General features: G+C 65.1%; 19 protein-coding genes. 11 read left to right on the top strand and 8 right to left on the bottom strand.

The genetic code is table 11. From position 1 onward, the window contains the following. Nucleotides 1–32 precede the first annotated feature (32 nt). Nucleotides 33–911, bottom strand: a complete 879-nt coding sequence (gene serB, locus BSY18_RS01130) for a phosphoserine phosphatase SerB (protein WP_069051619.1) — start codon at nucleotides 909–911, stop codon at nucleotides 33–35. On the opposite strand from serB, the gene miaA reads away from it, so the two are divergent. The 11 genes from miaA (at nucleotide 904) to BSY18_RS01075 (ending at nucleotide 13,590) form a co-directional block, all read left to right on the top strand. Then, nucleotides 904–1,863, top strand: a complete 960-nt coding sequence (miaA, locus tag BSY18_RS01125) for a tRNA (adenosine(37)-N6)-dimethylallyltransferase MiaA (protein ID WP_069049383.1) — start codon at nucleotides 904–906, stop codon at nucleotides 1,861–1,863. The genes serB and miaA overlap by 8 nt on opposite strands. 230 nt (nucleotides 1,864–2,093) lie before the next feature. After that, nucleotides 2,094–3,842 carry a biosynthetic-type acetolactate synthase large subunit gene (gene ilvB / locus BSY18_RS01120; protein WP_069049382.1) on the top strand — a complete coding sequence of 583 codons (1,749 nt, stop codon included), beginning with the start codon at nucleotides 2,094–2,096 and terminating at the stop codon, nucleotides 3,840–3,842. A gap of 115 nt (nucleotides 3,843–3,957) precedes the next feature. Continuing rightward, complete coding sequence (gene ilvN / locus BSY18_RS01115; protein ID WP_054133472.1) at nucleotides 3,958–4,473, top strand: acetolactate synthase small subunit; 516 nt, start codon at nucleotides 3,958–3,960, stop codon at nucleotides 4,471–4,473. 118 nt (nucleotides 4,474–4,591) lie between these two features. Then, complete coding sequence (ilvC, locus tag BSY18_RS01110) at nucleotides 4,592–5,611, top strand: ketol-acid reductoisomerase (protein ID WP_069049381.1); 1,020 nt, start codon at nucleotides 4,592–4,594, stop codon at nucleotides 5,609–5,611. Between the two features lie 8 nt (nucleotides 5,612–5,619). Next, nucleotides 5,620–6,759: an 8-amino-7-oxononanoate synthase gene (locus tag BSY18_RS01105; RefSeq protein WP_069049380.1), complete on the top strand. Its 1,140-nt coding sequence runs from the start codon at nucleotides 5,620–5,622 to the stop codon at nucleotides 6,757–6,759. After that, nucleotides 6,756–7,373, top strand: a complete 618-nt coding sequence (gene bioD / locus BSY18_RS01100; RefSeq protein WP_069049379.1) for a dethiobiotin synthase — start codon at nucleotides 6,756–6,758, stop codon at nucleotides 7,371–7,373. Before BSY18_RS01105 ends, bioD begins: the two co-directional genes overlap by 4 nt. Then, nucleotides 7,370–8,641, top strand: coding sequence for an adenosylmethionine--8-amino-7-oxononanoate transaminase (locus BSY18_RS01095; protein WP_069049378.1), 1,272 nt, complete (start codon nucleotides 7,370–7,372; stop codon nucleotides 8,639–8,641). Before bioD ends, BSY18_RS01095 begins: the two co-directional genes overlap by 4 nt. Before the next feature lie 89 nt (nucleotides 8,642–8,730). Beyond that, nucleotides 8,731–9,354 (top strand): YceI family protein, encoded by a 624-nt coding sequence (locus tag BSY18_RS01090; RefSeq protein ID WP_069049377.1) that lies wholly within the window; start codon nucleotides 8,731–8,733, stop codon nucleotides 9,352–9,354. Nucleotides 9,355–9,675: 321 nt separating this feature from the next. Then, nucleotides 9,676–11,340, top strand: a complete 1,665-nt coding sequence (leuA, locus tag BSY18_RS01085; RefSeq protein WP_069049376.1) for a 2-isopropylmalate synthase — start codon at nucleotides 9,676–9,678, stop codon at nucleotides 11,338–11,340. A gap of 235 nt (nucleotides 11,341–11,575) precedes the next feature. Then, nucleotides 11,576–12,550 (top strand): NAD(P)H-dependent flavin oxidoreductase, encoded by a 975-nt coding sequence (locus BSY18_RS01080; RefSeq protein WP_054133479.1) that lies wholly within the window; start codon nucleotides 11,576–11,578, stop codon nucleotides 12,548–12,550. 116 nt (nucleotides 12,551–12,666) lie between these two features. Continuing rightward, a complete protein-coding gene (locus BSY18_RS01075) occupies nucleotides 12,667–13,590 on the top strand; it encodes a hypothetical protein (RefSeq protein WP_069049375.1) in 924 nt (307 codons plus the stop codon). A gap of 3 nt (nucleotides 13,591–13,593) precedes the next feature. Here the strand turns inward: BSY18_RS01075 and BSY18_RS01070 are convergent, their stop codons facing one another. The 7 genes from BSY18_RS01070 to ccmE form a co-directional block, all read right to left on the bottom strand. Beyond that, nucleotides 13,594–13,893, bottom strand: a complete 300-nt coding sequence (locus BSY18_RS01070; RefSeq protein ID WP_069049374.1) for a putative quinol monooxygenase — start codon at nucleotides 13,891–13,893, stop codon at nucleotides 13,594–13,596. A 14-nt stretch (nucleotides 13,894–13,907) separates the two neighbouring features. Further along, nucleotides 13,908–15,827, bottom strand: a complete 1,920-nt coding sequence (locus tag BSY18_RS01065) for a potassium transporter Kup (protein WP_054133482.1) — start codon at nucleotides 15,825–15,827, stop codon at nucleotides 13,908–13,910. Nucleotides 15,828–16,012: 185 nt separating this feature from the next. Continuing rightward, nucleotides 16,013–16,714, bottom strand: a complete 702-nt coding sequence (locus BSY18_RS01060) for a tetratricopeptide repeat protein (protein WP_069049373.1) — start codon at nucleotides 16,712–16,714, stop codon at nucleotides 16,013–16,015. Continuing rightward, nucleotides 16,714–17,136, bottom strand: coding sequence for a cytochrome c-type biogenesis protein (locus tag BSY18_RS01055; RefSeq protein ID WP_054133484.1), 423 nt, complete (start codon nucleotides 17,134–17,136; stop codon nucleotides 16,714–16,716). The genes BSY18_RS01060 and BSY18_RS01055 overlap by 1 nt, the downstream gene beginning before the upstream one ends. Continuing rightward, a complete protein-coding gene (locus BSY18_RS01050; RefSeq protein ID WP_054133485.1) occupies nucleotides 17,136–17,663 on the bottom strand; it encodes a DsbE family thiol:disulfide interchange protein in 528 nt (175 codons plus the stop codon). The genes BSY18_RS01055 and BSY18_RS01050 overlap by 1 nt, the downstream gene beginning before the upstream one ends. 13 nt (nucleotides 17,664–17,676) lie before the next feature. Beyond that, entirely contained in the window at nucleotides 17,677–19,659 is a 1,983-nt protein-coding gene (locus tag BSY18_RS01045; RefSeq protein ID WP_069049372.1) for a heme lyase CcmF/NrfE family subunit, read from the bottom strand. Next, nucleotides 19,656–20,108, bottom strand: coding sequence for a cytochrome c maturation protein CcmE (ccmE, locus tag BSY18_RS01040; protein ID WP_069049371.1), 453 nt, complete (start codon nucleotides 20,106–20,108; stop codon nucleotides 19,656–19,658). The genes BSY18_RS01045 and ccmE overlap by 4 nt, the downstream gene beginning before the upstream one ends. Between the last annotated feature and the right edge of the window lie 5 nt (nucleotides 20,109–20,113).

The following is a 20,113-nucleotide window of genomic DNA, read 5'->3' as shown; positions in this document are numbered from 1 at the left end:
GCGGCGCAAGCTGCGCCCCCTTTTGCTTGCGCTCAATCGCTCCAGTCCGCGCGGGCGATCCCCAGCGCGTGGAGCAGCACGGTCCAGTCGCCGTGCGCGATATGCCCGTCCGCCGCCGCGATCGCTGCGGGCTTGGCGTGATAGGCGATGCCCGTCCCTGCCGCCTTGAGCATCGGGATGTCGTTGGCACCATCGCCCAATGCCAGCACTTGGCGCACCTCGAGCCCCTGTCCTGCAGCCTGCTCGATCAGGATCGCGGCCTTGCGCGCGGCATCGACGATGCTGCCTTCGAGTGCGCCGGTCATATGGCCGTGCTCGATCACCAGCCGGTTGGCGAACACCGCGTGAAATCCGAGCTCCGCGCCGATGACATCGGCAAAGGAATGGAACCCGCCCGAAACCAGCACGCAATCCGCGCCGCGCTGGCGAAGCGTACGCACCAATGTGCGCGCGCCGGGCATGGGATGGATGCGGTGGCGCAGGCAATCGGCGATGACATGCTCGCTCAGCCCGTTGAGCAGCGCCACGCGCTCGCGCAGTGCCGCCTCGAAATCGAGCTCGCCCTGCATCGCGCGCTCGGTGATCGCGGCGACCTGCGGCTTGACCCCGGCATAATCGGCGAGCTCGTCGATGCACTCATTGGCGATCATCGTGCTGTCCATGTCGGAGACCAGCAGGCGCGGGTCGCGCGCGGCCTCCTCCAACACCAGCACGTCGCATGCAGTGCGCATCGGCCCGAGCGCGGCATTGGCTGCGGCACGGTCACCAGTGAAGTGCACCTCGCCCACCAGCCCCGGTTCGACCCAATGGCTCTGCCCGACCACCAGCCCGGCCTGGTGCAATCGGTCGGCGGCGGCGTTTAGCTCTCCCGCTGGCAGGGGCTCTGCTGCTATCAGCACGGCTATGGGCACAAATTCTTCCCCCGATGAGACCGGAAACACCCGCCCGGCGGTGGCGCTTATTGCCGGACCGACCGCCAGCGGCAAGAGCGGATTGGCGGTGCGCTATGCGCATTGGCTTGAAAAGCGTGGGCAGCGTGCGGTGATCGTCAACGCCGACAGCGCGCAGGTCTATGCCGATCTCGCCGTGCTGAGCGCGCGCCCCTCGGCCGGGGAGATGGGCGGGATCGACCACCGGCTGTTCGGCTATATCGACGGTGCCGGGGCGTGCTCCGCAGCACGCTGGGCCGATGATGCCCGCGCCGAGATCGCCGCTGCGCATCTGGCGGGCGCGTTGCCCATCCTGGTGGGCGGCACAGGGCTCTACATCCAGACATTGCTCCACGGCATCGCGCCCATCCCGCCGATCGATCCGGCGATCCGCGATGCGGTGCGCGCAATGCCCGTCGACCAGACCTACGCCGCGCTGAAGCTGGAAGATGCGGCAAGCGCGGCCCGGCTGAACGCCGCCGATACCACCCGCGTCGCGCGCGCGCTCGAGATCATCCGATCGACCGGCCAGCCGATCGCGCACTGGCAGGCGCGCAAGGAGGGCGGGATTGCCGAGCGGATCACGCTGCACCCGCTGGTGCTGCGGCCCCCGCGCGACTGGCTGCTCGAGCGGTGCGACCGCCGATTCGCCGCGATGCTGGACGCAGGCGCGCTGGCAGAGGTCGAAACCCTGCTGACACGGCATTTGTCGCCCGATCTGCCGGTGATGCGCGCGATCGGGGTACCCGAGGTCGCGCGGCTGCTGCGCGGCGAGATCGACCGCGCGCAATGCCTGGCGCAGGGGCAACTGGCCACCCGGCAATATGCCAAGCGCCAATACACCTGGTTCCGCAATCAGCCGCCGGCGGACTGGAAAGTGCTCGAAGAACCACTTTCGGATAGTTTTGACGTGCATTTTGATATTTTATTTTAACATTGGCTGTTGACACGGCATTTTGTGTCTCTTAGAGCAAACGGGTCACGACGTTGCTGCGAGCGTCTCCGACACGTCACATCAATTTTTCAACCCGGCGCGGGCTGCCTGCGCCGGGTTGATTTTCGCCGGTTCCGGCCGCTGTCGGACAGCTGGCAGCTAATGGTTTTGCAACATCGGCCCGCTTTGTCTAAGCGGGCCTGGGTTTTTTTGAGGATGGGCTGGTTGTCATGGCCGAATTGAGCGGCGCGCAAATACTGGTTGAAACGCTGGTCGAGCAGGGCGTCGAAGTAATCTTCGGCTATCCCGGCGGCGCGGTGCTGCCGATTTACGACGCGATCTTTGGCCATCCGTCGCTGCGCCACATTCTGGTGCGGCACGAACAAGCCGCTGCGCACGCCGCAGAAGGCTATGCCCGCGCCACCGGCAAGCCCGGAGTCGTGCTGGTCACCTCGGGCCCGGGCGCGACCAACGCGGTCACCGGGATCACCGATGCGCTGATGGATTCGATCCCGATGGTGGTCATCACCGGCCAGGTCGCGACCAACCTGATCGGCACCGATGCTTTTCAGGAAGCCGACACCATCGGCATCACCCGCCACTGCACCAAGCACAATTATCTGGTGAAGGACCCGGCGAAGCTCGCATCTACCGTCCGCGAGGCGTTCCACATCGCCACCAAGGGCCGCCCCGGCCCGGTGCTGATCGACATTCCCAAGGACGTGCAGGTCGCCAGCGCGCCGCATGACGCGGACACTCCCGCGCGCCCCAACCAGCGCTACGCCCCGGTCACCGCGGGCACGCCCGACGATATCGCCAGGGCCGCGCAGATGATCAGCGCAGCGACCAGCCCTGTGATCTATTCGGGTGGCGGCGTCATCAACGCGGGACCAGAGGCGAGCACGCTGCTGCGCGAACTGCAGGCGATGACCGGCGCGCCGGTCACCTCGACGCTGATGGGCCTGGGCGCCTTCCCGTCCGAGCATCCCGACTGGCTGGGCATGCTGGGGATGCACGGCACCTATGAAGCCAACATGGTGATGAACCGCGCCGATCTCGTCATCTGCGTCGGTGCACGCTTCGACGACCGGGTTACCGGGCGGCTCGATGCGTTCTCGCCGGACTCCAAGAAGATCCACATCGATATCGACCGCTCGTCGATCAACAAGACAGTGCGGGTCGATCTGGGCATCATCGGCGACTGCACCACGGTGCTGCAGCAGATCATCGACCAGCTGCACGCCATCGGCCATGACAAGCGCGACCTTTCCGAATGGCAGGCGCGGATCAAGGGCTGGCGCACCCGCGAATGCCTGGCCTATCCGCCCAGCGACAGCGAGATCATGCCGCAGCTCGCGATCGAGCGGCTTTATGCGCTGACCAAGGATCAGAGCCCGATCATCTCGACCGAGGTCGGCCAGCACCAGATGTGGGCGGCGCAGTATTTCCGCTTCGAAAAGCCCAACAAGTGGCTGACCTCGGGGGGCCTGGGCACCATGGGCTATGGCCTTCCCGCCGCGATCGGCGCGCAGTTGGGCAATCCCGAGGCCTTGTGCATCGACATCGCAGGCGAAGCCTCGATCCAGATGAACATTCAGGAGCTGGGCACCGCGACGCAATACCGTCTGCCGGTCAAGATCTTCATCCTCAACAACGAATATATGGGCATGGTGCGCCAGTGGCAGCAGCTGACCTATGAGAGCCGCTATTCGGAAAGCTATTCCGATGCGCTTCCCGATTTCGTCGCGCTGGCCGAGGCTTATGGCTGGAAGGGCATCCGCATTTCCGAGCAGGCAGAGCTGGATGCGGGCATCCAGGCGATGATCGATCATCCAGGGCCCGTGCTGGTCGATTGCCGCGTCGCCAAGCTTGCCAACTGCCTGCCGATGATCCCTTCGGGCGCGGCGCATACCGACATGATCCTGTATGGAGACGAGGTTGCCGGGACCATGGAAGACGAAGCCAAGGCGCTCGTCTGATGCGGTTTCGTGCGCCCCGTGACGTCCCATCGGCGAAAGCCGATTTGCCCATCCTGCTAGCGCGGCATACTGCTGCGGGCAGCATCGGCTTTCACCCCTTCTGAAAGATCGCCCCATGCATATCCAGCAACAGGCATCCGAACGGCACGTTCTGACCGTTACCGTCGACAACGAGGCGGGCATTCTGGCGAAGATCGCCGGCATGTTCACCGCGCGCGGATACAATATCGAAAGCCTGACGGTGGCCGATATCAGCGAGGACCATGCGGTCAGCCGGATCACCATCGTCACCGTCAGCCCGCCTGCGGTGATCGACCAGATCATCGCGCAACTCGACCGGCTGGTGGCGGTGCACCGCGTCGCCGACCTCACCGAGCTCGGGCCCCATGTCGAGCGCGAGCTGGCATTGGTCAAGGTCGCGGGCGCGGGCGAGCACCGGATCGAAGCGCTGCGGCTGGCGGACATCTTCCGCGCCCGGCCGGTCGACACCAGCACCACCAGCTTCGTCTTCGAAATTTCCGGATCGTCGGAAAAGATCAACCAGTTCATCGCGCTGATGCGCGAGGTCGGGCTGGTCGAGGTCGCGCGCACCGGGGTCGTCGCCATGACCCGGGGGGCCACGGCGGGGTAATTCAGTTCGCAACCACATCGTCACCCCCGCGCAGGCGGGGGTCCCGCCTCTGCACCAACCAAAGCGGGATTCCCGCCTTCGCGGGAATGACGAACCAGATTAGAAATGGGGAAATGACATGCGCGTTTATTATGATTCCGATTGCGATCCCAAGCTGATCGAAGACAAGAAGATCGTCATCGTCGGCTATGGCAGCCAGGGCCATGCCCATGCCCAGAACCTGCGCGACAGCGGCGTCAAGGATGTCGCGATCGCGCTGCGTCCGGGCTCTGCCACCGCCGCCAAGGCCGAAGGCGCGGGCTTCAAGGTTCTGAGCAACGCCGATGCTGCTGCCTGGGCCGATATCGTGATGATCCTGGCGCCCGACGAGCATCAGGCCGCGATCTATGCCGATGATTATCACGCCAACATGAAGCCTGGCGCGGCGCTGGCGTTCGCGCATGGCCTCAACATCCACTTCGGCCTGATCGAGGCACGTGAAGACCTCGACGTGATCATGATCGCGCCCAAGGGCCCCGGCCACACCGTGCGCAGCGAATATGTCCGCGGCGGCGGCGTGCCCTGCCTGATCGCGGTGGAACGCGACGTTACGGGCAACGCGCACGACATTGCCCTCGCTTATGCATCGGGCGTCGGCGGCGGCCGCAGCGGCATCATCGAAACCAACTTCCGCGAAGAGTGCGAGACCGATCTGTTTGGCGAGCAGGCGGTGCTCTGCGGCGGCCTGACTCACCTGATCCAGGCCGGGTTCGAGACGCTGACCGAAGCAGGCTATGCGCCGGAAATGGCGTATTTCGAGTGCCTGCACGAAGTGAAGCTGATCGTCGACCTGATGTATGAAGGCGGCATCGCCAACATGCGCTATTCGATCAGCAACACCGCCGAATATGGCGACATCACCACCGGCCCGCGGATCATCACCAGCGAAACCAAGGCGGAGATGAAGCGCGTGCTCGAGGACATCCAGCAGGGTCGCTTCGTCAAGAACTTCGTGCTCGACAACCGCGCCGGCCAGCCCGAACTGAAGGCCGCGCGCAAGCTCGCCGCCGCGCATCCGATCGAGAAGACCGGCGCGCAGCTGCGTGCGATGATGCCGTGGATCGGTGCCAACAAGCTGGTCGACAAGGCCAAGAACTGACCACCGCGTTGGCCACGCCAGCCTTCGAAACCCATGCCGCGCAGCTCGAATCCCTGAAAAGGGATTCGAGGCTGCGTGCGCTTGCGCCCCGTTCGGGCAAGGATTTTGCCTCGAACGATTATCTGGGACTGGCAGGATCGACGCTGCTGCACGATGCCTTGCGCGAAGGCATGGCATTGGGTCTGCCCGCAGGATCGGGCGGATCGCGGATGCTGCGCGGAAACCATGCGGCGCACGAGGCGCTCGAAGCGGATGCCGCGGCGCATTTCGGCAGCCAGTCCGCACTGTTCTTCGCCACCGGCTTTGCCGCCAACGCGGCGCTGTTCGCCACGCTGCCGCAGCGCGGCGATCTGGTGGTGCATGACAGCCTGATCCACGCATCCGCGCACGACGGCATGAAACTGGGCCGCGCCGAAACCCGCGCCGCTCGGCACAACGACGCGCAGGCGTTCGACGACGTCATCACCGCCTGGCGCGCCGAAGGCGGATCCGGGCAGGTCTGGATCGCGGTCGAAAGCCTCTACAGCATGGACGGCGACTGCGCGCCGCTGGCCGATCTGGCCGAGGTCGCCGCGCGGCACGATGCGGCGCTGGTCATCGACGAGGCCCACGCCACCGGGGTGTTCGGCCCTTGCGGCGCCGGCCTCGCGCACGGTCTTGCCGGACAGCCGAATGTCATCACTTTGCACACCTGCGGCAAGGCGCTTGGCTGCGAAGGCGCGCTGATCTGCGCGCCCAGGGTGGTCACCGATTTCCTCGTCAACCGCGCGCGGCCCTTCGTGTTCTCGACCGCGCCCTCGCCGCTGATCGCGCACATGGTGCGCCGTGCGATCGCGATCGTCGCGGCCCATGACGACTGGCGCGACGAGCTGTTCGCGCGCGTTGCCGAGGCGCGCCGCCTGCTCGCCCCGCGGCTGGGCGCGCAGGGCGGCACCAGCCAGATCCTCCCCGTGATCATCGGCGATGATGCCCGCACCATGCGGATCGCCGCCAGCCTGCAGCGCCAAGGCTTCGACATTCGCGGCATCCGCCCGCCCACCGTGCCGCCCGGCACCGCGCGCCTGCGCATTTCCATTACCCGCAATGTCTCGATGGGTGATATCGGCGCGCTATCCGAATCACTCGACAGGATCATGATCCCCGCATGAAACCGCGATTTGTTGTAACAGGCACCGACACCGATATCGGCAAGTCGGTGTTCAGCGCTGCCCTGGTCCAGGCTTTGGGCGCGAGATACTGGAAGCCGGTGCAATCCGGCCTCGAGGGCGAGACCGACACAGCGTTCGTCGAGCGCATGGCCCCCGGATCGACGCTGCCCGAAACCTGGCGGCTGGTCACCCCCGCTTCGCCGCATCTCGCCGCCGAGATCGACGGAGTGGAGATAGACCCCGGTGCACTGACGCCGCCCGATATCGACGCCCCCTTGGTGATCGAGGGTGCAGGCGGCGCGCTGGTTCCGGTCACCCGCCAAACGCTCTACGCCGATGTCTTCGCCTGCTGGCAGATCCCGGTGATCGTCTGCGCGCGCACCGCCTTGGGCACGATCAACCACAGCCTGATGACGATCGAGGCATTGCGGTCGCGCGGGGTGCCGATCCATGGCGTCGCGTTCATCGGCGATGCGGTGCCCGACAGCGAGCACACCATCGCCGCGATCGGCAAGGTCCGCCGCCTCGGACGTCTGGCGCGGCTGGCTGCGCTGACGCCCGAGACGCTGGCCGATGGCTTTGCCGCCGGTTTCGATCTCGCGGACTTCGCATGACGCCCTCGCCCGTATGGCATCCCTTCACCCAGCATGGCCTGGGCGAGGACATCCCGCTGATCGCGCGCGGCCAGGGCGCGGTGCTGCATGGCGCCGATGGCCGGACATGGATCGACGCGATCTCGAGCTGGTGGGTGACCACGCATGGGCACGCGCATCCACGCATCATGGCCGCGATCCGCGAGCAGAGCGAAAAGCTCGACCAGATCATCTTCGCCGGATGGACGCACGAGCCTGCCGAGACGCTGGCGCGCGGGCTGATCCAGATCACACCCGAACCGCTCACGCGCGTTTTCTTCAGCGACTCCGGCTCCACCGCGGTCGAGGTCGCGCTCAAGATGGCGCTGGGCTTCTGGCACAACCGAGAAAAGGGCGGGCACGGCGAGCAGCGGCACAAGATCATCGTGATGGAGCACAGTTATCACGGCGACACCATCGGCGCGATGTCGGTGGGCGCGCGCGGGGTGTTCAACCGGCCTTATGCGCCTTTGCTGTTCGACGTCACCGCCATCCCCTTCCCCGCTGCCGGAGCCGAGCAGGCGACCTTCGATGCGCTGGATGCGGCATGCCGCGACCATGCCGCCGCGTTCATCGTCGAGCCGCTGGTGCTGGGTGCAGGCGGGATGCTGATGTACTCCGCCGATGTTCTTGCCGAGATGGCCGCGATCTGCGCCGCGCACGACGTATTGTTCATCGCCGACGAGGTGATGACCGGCTGGGGCCGCACCGGCACGATGCTGGCGTGCGAGCAGGCAGGCGTGATCCCCGACATCCTGTGCCTCTCCAAGGGGCTGACCGGGGGCTCGATGCCGCTTGCGGTGACGCTGGCGCGCGAGGAGATTTTCATGGCGCACTGGTCGGACGACCGCGCCGACTGCTTCTTCCATTCGAGCAGCTACACCGCCAACCCCATCGCGTGCGCGGCCGCCAACGCGAACCTTGCCATCTGGCGAGAAGAGCCGGTCCAAGCGCGGATCGATGCGCTTGCGGCGCTTCAGACGGAACAGCTCGCGGCCATGGCCAGCCACCCGCTGGTCGCCGGCACCCGGCAGTGCGGCACCATCGCCGCGTTCGACATCGTCGCCGACAGCCAGGGCTATCTGTCAAGCTGGTCGGTGCATCTGGCAGGCTTCGGCAAGGCCCATGGCGTGCTGATCCGCCCATTGGGCAACACCGTCTATGTCATGCCGCCCTATTGCACCACGCCCGACCAGTTGCAGACGATCTACGCCGTGGTGCGCGAGGGGCTGGAGGCCGCCGGGCGCTGATTCGCTGGCGACGGATCAAAGATTGACTTGCGGCGTTCAGGCACCCAGTTTCGGAGTTCCTGTCCCCCCCACTTCCCTAGGAGTTCGTCATGCGCAAGACTCTCGCTATCCTCGCTCTCGTCGCCGCCACCCCGCTGATCGGCCAAGGCATGCAGCTGCCCGGCCAGAAGGACGCTGCCCGCGTGACCGCCGGCACCTACAAGACCGACCCCGGCCACTCGCTGATCGGCTGGGAGGTCAATCACTTCGGCTTCAACGATTATTACGGCCTGTTTGGCGACATCGCCGGAACGCTGATGATCGATCCGGCCAACCTCAACGCCACCAAGGTCGATGTCACCATCCCCGTCGGCAAGGTGACCACCGCCAGCGCCGGGCTCACCAGCCATCTGCTGCGCGCGGGCAAGGACGGCGGCAAGCCCGACTTCTTCGGCCCCTCGCCCGCCGATGCGCGCTTCGTCTCGACCAAGGTGGTGGCCAGCGGCATGACCGCCAAGATCACCGGCAACCTCACGCTGAATGGCGTCACCAAGGAAGTGACCTTCGACGCCGAGTTCACCGGCGCGGGTACCAACCCGTTCAACAAGAAGGAAACGATCGGCTTCGAGGCCGAGACCGAGATCAAGCGCAGCGATTTCGGCATCGCTTATGGCCTGCCGATGGTGAGCGACGAGGTCGAGCTCGACATCAGCGTGGCGTTCGAAAAGCAGTAAGAAGCAACTCCCCCCTTCCCGGTCATCCGCCGGGGAGGGGTTTGCCTCTCCCCACATCCTGCGTGCGAGATAGCGCCGACCATTTTTTTGTTGCGCAAAGCCGCCGGTTCACGCAATGACGCTGATATTATGACCGGATCGGCCCTCCTTCTTGGATTGCGACTTACACGCCCTTAGGCGTGTACCGACCGTGCGCGCCAATGGGGCGCGCCACGCCTAAGGGCTTTTTCACCCGCCAGCACGCCCAGCGCCGATCACCGGTTGCGCTGATTGCTGGCCACCCTTATCGCACCACCAAACAGCCAGGGGCGCCTTTCAGCCATGCCGATGCTCACCGATCCTTCGCAAAAATACCGCGCCTTTCCGCGGGTCGACCTGCCGAACCGAACCTGGCCCGATGCGGTGATCACCGCGCCGCCGCGCTGGCTTTCCACCGACATGCGCGATGGTAACCAGGCGCTGATCGACCCGATGGACGGGCCCAAGAAGCAGCGGTTCTTCGACCTGCTGGTCAAGATCGGCCTCAAGGAGATCGAGGTCGGCTTTCCGTCGGCGGGCGAGACCGAGTTCAACTTCATCCGCGGCCTCGTCGACGGCAACAAGATCCCCGCCGACGTCACCGTGCAGGTGCTCACCCAGTCGCGGCGCGACCTGATCGAGAAGACCTTTGCGAGCCTTGCCGGGGTCCATCGCGCGATCGTGCACCTCTACAACGCTGTCTCGCCCGCGTGGCGCGAGGTCGTGTTCGGTCTCGACCGAGCGGGCGTCAAGGCGATCGCGGTCGAGGGTGCGAACATCCTCAAGGAGCAGGCGGCGAAGTATCCGCAGACCGACTGGCATTTCGAATACTCGCCCGAGACCTTTTCCACCGCCGAGCTCGATTTCAGCCTGGAGGTCTGCGAAGCGGTGATCGAGGTGCTGCAGCCGACGCCCGAAAAGCCGCTGATCCTCAATCTGCCCGCGACGGTCGAGGCCTCCAGCCCCAACATCTACGCCGACCAGATCGAGTGGATGTGCCGCCATATCAGCAGGCGCGATTGCGTGGTGATCAGCCTGCATCCGCACAATGATCGCGGCTCGGGCATCGCCGCGGCGGAACTGGGCCTGATGGCGGGCGCTGACCGCATCGAGGGCTGCCTGTTTGGCAATGGCGAGCGCACCGGCAATGTCGATCTCGTGGCGCTGGGCCTCAACATGTACACGCAGGGCATGCACCCCGGGCTCGATTTCTCGGACATGGACGAGATTGTCAAGACGGTGGAATATTGCAACCAATTGAAGGTGCCCGAGCGGCACCCTTATGCAGGTGAACTGGTGTTCACGGCATTTTCGGGCAGCCATCAGGACGCGATCAAGAAGGGCTTTGCCGCGCAGGAAAAGCGCAACGACCAATACTGGCAGGTGCCCTATCTGCCGCTCGATCCCGCCGATATCGGGCGTTCGTATGAAGCGGTGATCCGCGTCAACTCGCAAAGCGGCAAGGGCGGCGTCGCCTGGGTGCTCGAGCAGGACCAGGGCCTCAAGCTGCCCAAACGGCTGCAGGCCGATTTCAGCAAGACCGTGCAGGCGCTCGCCGATGCCAAAAGCATGGAATTGTCCTCGGGCGATATCTGGCAGGCCTTCCAGACGCGCTATCGGCTCGACGGCCAGGGCAAGTACCAGCTGGTCGATTACGAGGAGCGCAAGGCGGGCAGCGACCGGCTGTTCGTCGGACGGATCATCGCGGACGGCAAGGAAATCCCGGTCAGCGGGCGCGGCAACGGGTTGATATCGGGGGTGGTCGATGCGCTGTCGGCTGCGCTGGGGATTGCCATCGACATCGCCGATTACCGCGAACACGCGATCGGCGCAGGATCGAAGGCGCGTGCTGCGGCCTATGTCGAATGCGCGGTCGACGGCCGCTCGACCTGCTTCGGCGTCGGGGTGGACGAGGACGTCGCGACGGCTTCGATCAAAGCGGTATTGAGCGCGCTCGAGGGGATCTGATCTGTCAAATCCTCCCCCAGCTTGTCTGGGGGAGGGGGACCATCCGCAGGATGGGGGAGGGGTTCTTACCAACCGTCGTTATCGAGCCCCTCCACCATTCGATGCGCGAACGGTCCCCCTCTCCGAGCAAGCTCGGGGAGGAATTAAGCGGCCCCCTGCAGTTTTCATTCAAAACTTAATTGCCTGGTTAAGAATGCCTCTGGACAGCCCATGAACCATGGCTAATGTCGCGGCCATGACCATGCCATCCCCGCTTTGCGACAACCTGCGCCTGCCCGTCATCGGGTCGCCGCTCTTCATCATCTCCGGCCCCGAGCTCGTCATTGCGCAATGCAAGGCGGGCGTGATCGGGTCGTTCCCGGCGCTCAACGCGCGGCCGCAGAGCCAGCTCGACGAGTGGCTGCACCAGATCACCGAGGAACTGGCTGAATACAACCGCGCCAACCCCGATGCGCCCGCCGCGCCCTATGCGGTCAACCAGATCGTCCACAAGTCCAACGACCGGCTGGAAGCCGACATCATGACCTGCGCCAAGTGGCAGGTGCCGATGGTGATCACCTCGCTGGGTGCGCGCGAAGACCTGAACAAGGCGGTGCACGACTGGGGCGGCATCACCATGCACGACGTGATCGACGACCGCTTCGCGCGCAAGGCGATCGAAAAGGGCGCAGACGGCCTGATCCCTGTGGCGGCAGGCGCCGGCGGCCATGCCGGCACCATCTCGCCCTTCGCGCTGATGCAGGAAATCCGCCAGTGGTTCACCGGCCCGGTGGCCCTGTCCGGATCGATCGCCAGCGGCGCGGCCATCCTCGCCGCGCAGGCGATGGGCGCGGACTTCGCCTATATCGGCTCGGCCTTCATCGCGACGGCCGAAGCGCGCGCCGACGATGGCTACAAGAACGGCATCGTCGAGGGCAAGGCCGCCGACATCGTCTATTCCGACCTCTTCACCGGGGTGTCGGGCAATTATCTGCGCCAGTCGATTGTCAACGCGGGTCTCGATCCCGACAATCTGCCCAAGGGCGATTACAGCACGATGAACTTCGGATCGGGCGGCAACACCGATGCCAAGGCATGGCGCGACATCTGGGGCAGCGGCCAGGGCATCGGCGCGGTCGACAAGGTCGATACCGTCGCCGACATGGTCGGGCGCCTCACCCGCGAATACCACGCGGCGAAGGAATCGCTGCTCGCGCGCTCTGCCTATTGATCGCCTTGCATGGGCCGCCCGGGAACGGCGGCCCGTTTGTTCGGTCATCGACGGTTAAGCTCGAAACCGGCTTATTCCTCCCGGGTGTTGACGAATATCGAGGGGGATAGATTGTCATGCGTGCAATCGCTGTCGTTGCGGCTGCTTCACTGGCCTGTTCGGTTCACGCCGAGGCCGCGCCCAAGGCCCAACTGCCCGAGGAACTTGTTCTCACCGGCGACAACCTGATCGACGTGACGATCAACGGTCTGCCCCTGCGGCTCGAGGTGCGCCCCGAAGCCGCCGATGCCCCCATGCTCAACCCGGATGTCGCGGCCAGGCTGCAACTGAAACCCGGCATGTTCGGCTTCATCACGGTGGTGGGCCCCGAGCGGGTGAGCGGCGATTCGGCCGTGCACAAGGTCGATTACGGGGTCGGCCCCAAGAACCAGCGGATTTTCTGGGCCGACCGCGCGTCCTCCACCATCGCCGATGGCACCATCAGCCCTGCCTCGCTGCCCTACAAAAGGGTGCGCTTCCAGCTGGCGGCGGCTGCTGCCAGTGAACGCACGCAGCAGCTGCCGCTCGACAATTTCGGCTTTCTCGGGCGCGGCGGGATCGGCACGACATTTGCGCTGGAGGGGGAAGAGGTTCGCTTCCAGTTCAGCCTGCAGCGTCCGGAAACCCTGGCCAGCGCCCCCACCGGCAACTGGCTGGCGCGCAAGCGCGAGGGCCGGTTTACCGGACAACCCCGCCAGACCCTGATCTATTTCGGCATCCAGCGCCCCACCCGCGCGATGACGCTGTCAAAGCCCATTCCCGTCGGCCAGACCATGCTGGACACGGTCGATGTGCGTTACAGCGATTATGGCGATGCCTCGGGCATTGCCGAGCAGGAAGCAGCCGAGGGCGGAGATTCCGACGAAATCGTCGTCGTCGCCAAGAAGGAAAAGAAGGTCGATCTGCGCATCGTTGCCGGCAGGCGGTTCCTGCAAGGCTGTTCCAGCCTGCTCTACGACCTGCAGCAGCGCAACCTGACGCTCAGTTGCAAGGCCGAGTGATGATCAGAGCGGCCGTGAGCCCGTCACGTCATAGGCGGTGATCATCCGGTCATGAATGCCGTGGGCGGCGCTGGCGGCGCGCCACACGGCCATGTGCGCGCTGGCGGCATGCGCCTTGAGCGCGGCCTCGTCCTGCCAGGATTCGCTCACCCGGACCAGTCCCGGCTCCACGACGTCGTGCGCAAAGGCGTAATGCCCGCAGCCCGGCTCTGCACGGCTCAGCTCGATCATCTGCGCCATCGCCGGTTTCACAGCGTCCAGCTGGTCGACCGGGAAACGATAAAAGCCTGCAATCACGATCATGGCCCGGCCCCCTTCTAGATTTCCAGCTGGCTGCCGAGTTCCACCACGCGGTTGGAGGGCAGGTTGAAGAACTCCATCGGGCTGGCCGAGTTGCGCAGCATCCAGGCGAAGATCTTCTCGCGCCACACCGGCATTCCGGGGCGTTCGGCGGTGAGCAGGGTCTGGCGCGAGAGGAAGAAGCTGGTCTGCAGCATCTCGAACTTGCCGCCGCACAGCTCCTTCACGTCCTTGAGCGCCGCGGGCACATCGGTCGACTGCATGAAACCATAACGCAGCACCATGCGGTAGAAGCCGTGTCCCAGGCTCTCCACCTGGAAGCGGTTGGCATCGGTGACATAGGGCACCTCCATGATCTGCACCGTCAGAATGACGACGCGCTCATGGATGACCTTGTTGTGCTTCATGTTGTGCAGCAGCGCGGTCGGCACGCCGGTGGTCGCCGATGCCATGAAGATCGCGGTGCCCTTGACCCGGGTGGCCGAACCTTGCGCGGACTTGACGAACACCTCGATCGGCAGCGCGCTTTCGATCATCGTCTCGCGCATCAGCTTGCGACCGCGCGCCCAGGTGGTGAGCAGCGTGAAGGTGAACGCGCCTATGACCAGCGGGAACCAGCCGCCATCGGGAATCTTGGTGGCGTTTGCCAGGAAGTATGCGCCATCGACCACCACGAAGGTGACGATGACGGGAATCGCCATCCACAATTTCCACTTCCACATCGCGATCAGCAGCACCGCCATCAGGCAAGTATCGATCAGCATCGCGCCGGTCACCGCGATGCCATAGGCCGCGGCAAGGTTGCTCGAGCTCTGGAAGGTCAGCACCAGCAGGATCACCGCGATCATCAGCACCCAGTTGATCAGCGGGATATAGATCTGCCCGCTTTCCGAAGCGCTGGTGTGCTTGATCGACAGACGCGGGATATAGCCCAGCTGGATCGCCTGATGGGTGATCGAGAACGCGCCCGAGATCACCGCCTGGCTGGCGATGAAGGTGGCCGCGGTCGCGAGGAGCACCAGCGGCAGCCTCAGCATGTCGGGCGCGAGCAGGAAGAACGGGTTCTTGATCGTCTCGGCAGCCTCTGCAGGCCCCATCCCGATGATCATAGCGCCCTGGCCGAAATAGTTGATCAGCAGCGCGGGCATGACGAAGCCGAACCACGAGAGCCGCAAGGGGCCGCGCCCGAAATGGCCCATGTCCGAATACAGCGCCTCGGCCCCCGTCACCGCGAGCACGACAGAGCCTAAGGCGAGAAACGCAAACCAGCCGTCGTTGATGAAGAACCGCACTGCATACCACGGGTTCAGCGCCAGCAGGATCTCGGGATTGAACAGGATCTGGTAGACGCCCAGCACCGTGATCGTGGTGAAATAGAGCACCATGATCGGCGCGAACAACGTCCCGATCTTGGCGGTGCCGCGCGACTGGATGAAGAACAGGAACACCAGCAGCGCGACCGCGATCGGAATGACGAGCGGTTGCAGCCCGGGATTGACCACGGTCAACCCTTCCACCGCCGACAGAACCGAAATTGCGGGCGTGATCATGCTGTCGCCGTAGAACAATGCGGTGGCGAATACGCCCAGCAGGATGAGCAGCCAGCCATAGCTGGTGCGTCCGATGCTGCGCGAGATCAGTGCGACGAGCGCGAGGCTGCCGCCCTGCCCCTTGTTGTCCGCGCGCATCAGGATGCTGACATATTGCACCCCCACGACCAGCGTCATCGACCAGAAGATCAGGCTGACGACGCCGAAGATATGCTCGCGGTCAGGGGTAAGCGGATGGTGCCCGGCAAAGGTCTCGCGAAACGCGTAGATCGGGCTGGTGCCGATATCGCCGAACACGATGCCGATCGCGCCGAACGCGAGCAACGCCACCGAACTGCTGTGCGTGTCAGCGTTGCCAGCCTGCTGGGCCACCTGTTCGCCCGCCATCGACCCGGCACTCGGTTGCTCTGAGGGCACTTCTGAAGGAGTATCAGTTATCATCGGGCAGTGTGCGAACGCGTGAAGGCCAGGCAGCCCGCGTTCATCGTCCCCTTTCGCCTATCGCCAAATCGGCAATGGCACGCGGATTAGCATGCGGCATGATGCGGTGCAATATAATCGCGGTGTGGCGATTATGGTTGTGAATCAACGGGTTGTGCTGGATCCGCAGTCGGCGGCACCGATCCGGGCATGCCCGGCGCGGGCGCACCGCTCTGCTGGGCGATCAAAGCATCGATCCGCGCGAGTCGTGTGGTCAGGTCCTCGCGCCATTCGGCCTCGGGCGGAGAGCGCTCGAGCAGCTCGCCCCAGATCGCCCGCGCCTGCTGCAACTGGCCCGATGTTGCGAGCGCCAGCCCCAGGAAAAACGGCGGTGCGGGGTGATCGGGGGTCAGCGTCGCGGCCTTCTGATAGGCGAACTGCGAAGCAGGCGTCAGCAGGCCGTTGCTGTGGCCGACCAGCGCATTGCCGAGCGCCACCCACAGATCGGTGTCCTCGGGATAGGTCTCCAGGCCCTTGCTGAGCGCGGTGGCGGCGGTGGCGAACTTGCCCTGGCGGCTCTGCGCATCGGCGAGCACCAGCCAGGCGCGGGCATCGCCAAAGTTGCCGCCCATCTCGTCGCGCTGCTTGGCGAGGTCCTCGTCGAACATGCTGAGCTTCTCGACCGGCTCCTTGGGCGATCCGGCGAGCGAGGGCTGGCCCTGCCAGGCATAGCCTGCAATCCCCAGGAACAGCGCGGCACCCGCAAGTTCCCACGCCCGGCGCGGCAGCTTGCCCAGCCAGATCATGCCGGCCATGATGGCCACGGCCACCAGCAGAACGATCACCCACGCCATCAGCTCTTGTCTCCGGTTGCCCTGGCCTTGCCAAAGCGCTTGCGGGCGATGATGCCTGCGAACAGCAGCAGCACGATCGGTGCCGCGAAAAGCGGCCAGGTCATCGCGGTCACCTGCGGTTGATAGGACACCCAGTCGCCATAGCGTTCGATCAGCCACGCCCGGATCGCCTCAGGGTCTTCACCTGCTGCGATGCGCGTGCGCACCTGATGGCGCATATCGCCTGCCATCGGCGCGTCCGAATCCGCGATCGACTGGCTCTGGCAGGTCAGGCAGCGCAGCGTCATCATCAGATCCTGCGCGGACTTTTCCTTCGCCGGGTCATCGAGCTGCTTGTAGGCGTAGGGCGCGGGCGGAAGAGTATCCTGCGCGGCGAGCGGCTGCGCGAACAGGGCGAGGAGCAACAGGATCAGGCCCCGCATCACTGCGCTTCCTTCAGTTTCTGCAGGATCACGGGCACATGCTCGGGACGGATGTCGCCGATATGCTGATAGGTGATCATGCCCTTGCCATCGATGACGAAGGTTTCAGGGACGCCCGACGAGCCCAGGTCGAACTGGATCTTGCTGACATCGTCCGCGCCGATCCGCGCATAGGGGTTGCCGTTGCGCGCAAGGAACGCCTGCACGTCTGGACCGCGATCACGGATTGCGACGCCGTTGATCTCGACCCCGGCATCGGCGAGCTGCTGCAGATACGGCGCCTCGGCGATGCAGGGCACGCACCAGCTGGCAAAGACGTTGAGCAGCCGGGGCTTGCCATCGGTGAAGTTTGTGCGCGCCAGCGCGGGCCGATCGGGCACTGCCTGGGGCAGATCGAAATCGGGCAGCGGCTTGCCGATCATCTGCGAGCTGATGGTGCGATCTCCGGGCGCGATCAGGCCGCTCGCAAACACGGCGAACAGCACGCCGAACAGCGCGAGCGGCAGCCAGATGGCCCAGTGTTTCATGCGATCAGAAGGCTCATGCCAGCGCTTCCTTGCCCCCGGCAGCAGGCGTGCCCGGAGCAGGCGCGGCGATCGGCTCGTACTCGGGCTGGTCCTTGCGGCGCAGGTCGCGCGAGGTGCGCCCGACCAGCGCGAGAATGCCGCCCAGCCCGATCATCAACCCGCCATACCAGATCAGCGGCACGAAGGGCTTCCACCACAGGCGAAGCTGCCAGCGGCCATCCTCACCCTCTTCGCCCAGCACGACGTACAACTGGCCGTTCCAGCGGGTCAGCAAGGCGGCCTCGTTGGTCGCGGTCGGCGGAGATGCGAACATGCGCGATTGCGGATTGAGCACGGTCTGCACGTTGCTGTCGCCATAGCGCGCGACCAGCCGCGCCTCGAGCGCGGTCCAGTTGGCGCCGGCGATCGGGCGAACACCCTGCATCTCGATCGTCCAGGGGCCGACCTTGTGGCTCTGGCCGAATTCGCTCGCCACCAGCTTTTCGGTGTTGAACGCGCTTTCGGATGCCATTCCGGCTAGCGCAACCGCGATCCCCAGATGCGCGATGACCATGCCGTAGATATGCGCCGGCGTGCGGCGCAGGTTGCGCTTCCACAAGGGCAGCACGCTGGCGACCGCCAAACCTCCTGCAAACACGAGGCCGAGCAGGGGCAGCACGCCGATATCGCCGCCGAACACCACGACCAGCGCCAGCGTGGCTGCGGCCACGAGCGCAGGCACCGCCATCAGGCTGGTGAGCTTGCGGCCATTGTCCGAGCGCCAGCGCATCAGCGGGCCTGCCGCCATGATGATCAGCATCGGGAACACGAAGATCGCGCTCACCGGATTGAAATAGGGCGGGCCGACCGACACCTTGGTGTCGAACGCCTCGGTTACCAAGGGATAGAGCGTCCCCATTAGGACAATGCCCAGCACGCCGACCAGCAGCACGTTGTTCATCACCAGCGCGCCTTCGCGGCTGAACAGATGGAAGCGCGCGCCCTCGGTGACGGTCGATGCGCGCAGCCCGAACAGAGCGAGCGCGCCGCCGATATAGATCGCGAGCAACGCGAGGATGAAGCTGCCGCGTTCCGGATCGACCGCAAACGCATGCACGCTGGTCAAAATCCCCGAACGCACCAGGAAGGTGCCGACCATCGACATAGAGAACGCGACCACCGCGAGCATCACCGTCCAGGCCTTGAGCGCGTTGCGCGTCGCCAGCACGCTCACCGAATGCAGCAAGGCGGTTGCGGCGAGCCAGGGCATCAGCGAGGCGTTCTCGACCGGATCCCAGAACCACCAGCCGCCCCAGCCGAGTTCGTAATAGGCCCACCACGATCCCGCGGTGATGCCGAGCGTGAGGAAAATCCACGCGCCCATCACCCAGGGGCGCATCGCGCGGGCAAAGGCGGGGCCGACATCGCGGGTGATCAACGCGCCGACCGCGAACGAGAACGCGATCGAAAGCCCGACATAGCCGATATAGAGCGTCGGCGGATGGAAGGCGAGACCGGGGTCCTGCAGCAGCGGGTTGAGACCGTTGCCCTCCACCGGTGCGGGGTTCAATCGCTCGAACGGGTTGGAGGAAAACAGCATGAAGGCATAGAAGCCCAGGCTGACGAACGCCTGGCCTGCCAGCGTCGCGACCATCGTGCGCTCGTTCAGCCGCCGCTCGAGCAGCGCGACGAAACCGCCCGCCATGCCCATCACGGTCACCCACAGCAGCATTGAGCCTTCGTGATTGCCCCACGCTCCGGCGACCTTGTAGATGATGGGCTTGAGCGAATGGCTGTTCGCCGCGACCAATTTGACCGACAGGTCGGTGCGCAGGAACAGAACGATCAGCAGCGCGAAGGCAATCGCGACCAGCACGCCCTGCACCACTGCGATCGGGCGGATCGCGCGCAGGAACTCGGCACCGCGCGCGGTCAACGCATAGCTGCCAAGGCCAAGCTGCAGCACCGCGAGCGCTGCGGCGAGCCACAGCATGGCAAGCGCGATTTCTGCGATCATGGCTGCTGCACCGTACCTGCGACCTTTTCGACATCGGCCTTGGTCATGTCGCGCATTTCGCGCGGCACGTAGTTTTCGTCATGCTTGGCGAGCAGATTGTCGGCGACGAAGAACCCCGCCTTGTCCATCCGGCCCTCGGCAACCACGCCAGATCCCTCGACGAACAGGTCGGGGGTGATACCGGTAAAGCGCACCGGGACCGTGCCCTTGCCGTCCTCGACGATGAAATCGATGGTCACGCCGTCCGCCTGAGTCTTGATCGACCCGCGCTGCACCATGCCGCCCAGCCGAATCGCCTGGCCGGGCTCGACACCCTTTTCGGCGATGTCGCCCGGGGTGTAGAAATAGCTCGCCTGATCGCGCAGCGCATAGGCCGCGATCAGCCCCGCCGCCAGCAGGCCGACAAAGGCGATGCAGATCAGGACGAGACGCTGGTGTTTGGCTTTCATGGATT

This window comes from Blastomonas sp. RAC04, from assembly GCF_001713435.1.
Taxonomy (GTDB): domain Bacteria; phylum Pseudomonadota; class Alphaproteobacteria; order Sphingomonadales; family Sphingomonadaceae; genus Blastomonas; species Blastomonas fulva.
This window is presented reverse-complemented; position numbering and strand designations above follow the sequence as displayed.

Bases quoted from the DNA above. Each gene is read 5' to 3' on its own strand.
- miaA (WP_069049383.1), top strand. From the start codon at position 904: ATGGGCACAAATTCTTCCCCCGATGAGACCGGAAACACCCGCCCGGCG.
- ilvB (WP_069049382.1), top strand. From the start codon at position 2,094: ATGGCCGAATTGAGCGGCGCGCAAATACTGGTTGAAACGCTGGTCGAG.
- ilvN (WP_054133472.1), top strand. From the start codon at position 3,958: ATGCATATCCAGCAACAGGCATCCGAACGGCACGTTCTGACCGTTACC.
- ilvC (WP_069049381.1), top strand. From the start codon at position 4,592: ATGCGCGTTTATTATGATTCCGATTGCGATCCCAAGCTGATCGAAGAC.
- bioD (WP_069049379.1), top strand. From the start codon at position 6,756: ATGAAACCGCGATTTGTTGTAACAGGCACCGACACCGATATCGGCAAG.
- BSY18_RS01095 (WP_069049378.1), top strand. From the start codon at position 7,370: ATGACGCCCTCGCCCGTATGGCATCCCTTCACCCAGCATGGCCTGGGC.
- BSY18_RS01090 (WP_069049377.1), top strand. From the start codon at position 8,731: ATGCGCAAGACTCTCGCTATCCTCGCTCTCGTCGCCGCCACCCCGCTG.
- leuA (WP_069049376.1), top strand. From the start codon at position 9,676: ATGCCGATGCTCACCGATCCTTCGCAAAAATACCGCGCCTTTCCGCGG.
- BSY18_RS01080 (WP_054133479.1), top strand. From the start codon at position 11,576: ATGACCATGCCATCCCCGCTTTGCGACAACCTGCGCCTGCCCGTCATC.
- BSY18_RS01075 (WP_069049375.1), top strand. From the start codon at position 12,667: ATGCGTGCAATCGCTGTCGTTGCGGCTGCTTCACTGGCCTGTTCGGTT.
- BSY18_RS01070 (WP_069049374.1), bottom strand. From the start codon at position 13,893: ATGATCGTGATTGCAGGCTTTTATCGTTTCCCGGTCGACCAGCTGGAC.
- BSY18_RS01065 (WP_054133482.1), bottom strand. From the start codon at position 15,827: ATGGCGGGCGAACAGGTGGCCCAGCAGGCTGGCAACGCTGACACGCAC.
- BSY18_RS01060 (WP_069049373.1), bottom strand. From the start codon at position 16,714: ATGGCGTGGGTGATCGTTCTGCTGGTGGCCGTGGCCATCATGGCCGGC.
- BSY18_RS01055 (WP_054133484.1), bottom strand. From the start codon at position 17,136: ATGCGGGGCCTGATCCTGTTGCTCCTCGCCCTGTTCGCGCAGCCGCTC.
- BSY18_RS01050 (WP_054133485.1), bottom strand. From the start codon at position 17,663: ATGAAACACTGGGCCATCTGGCTGCCGCTCGCGCTGTTCGGCGTGCTG.
- BSY18_RS01045 (WP_069049372.1), bottom strand. From the start codon at position 19,659: ATGATCGCAGAAATCGCGCTTGCCATGCTGTGGCTCGCCGCAGCGCTC.
- ccmE (WP_069049371.1), bottom strand. From the start codon at position 20,108: ATGAAAGCCAAACACCAGCGTCTCGTCCTGATCTGCATCGCCTTTGTC.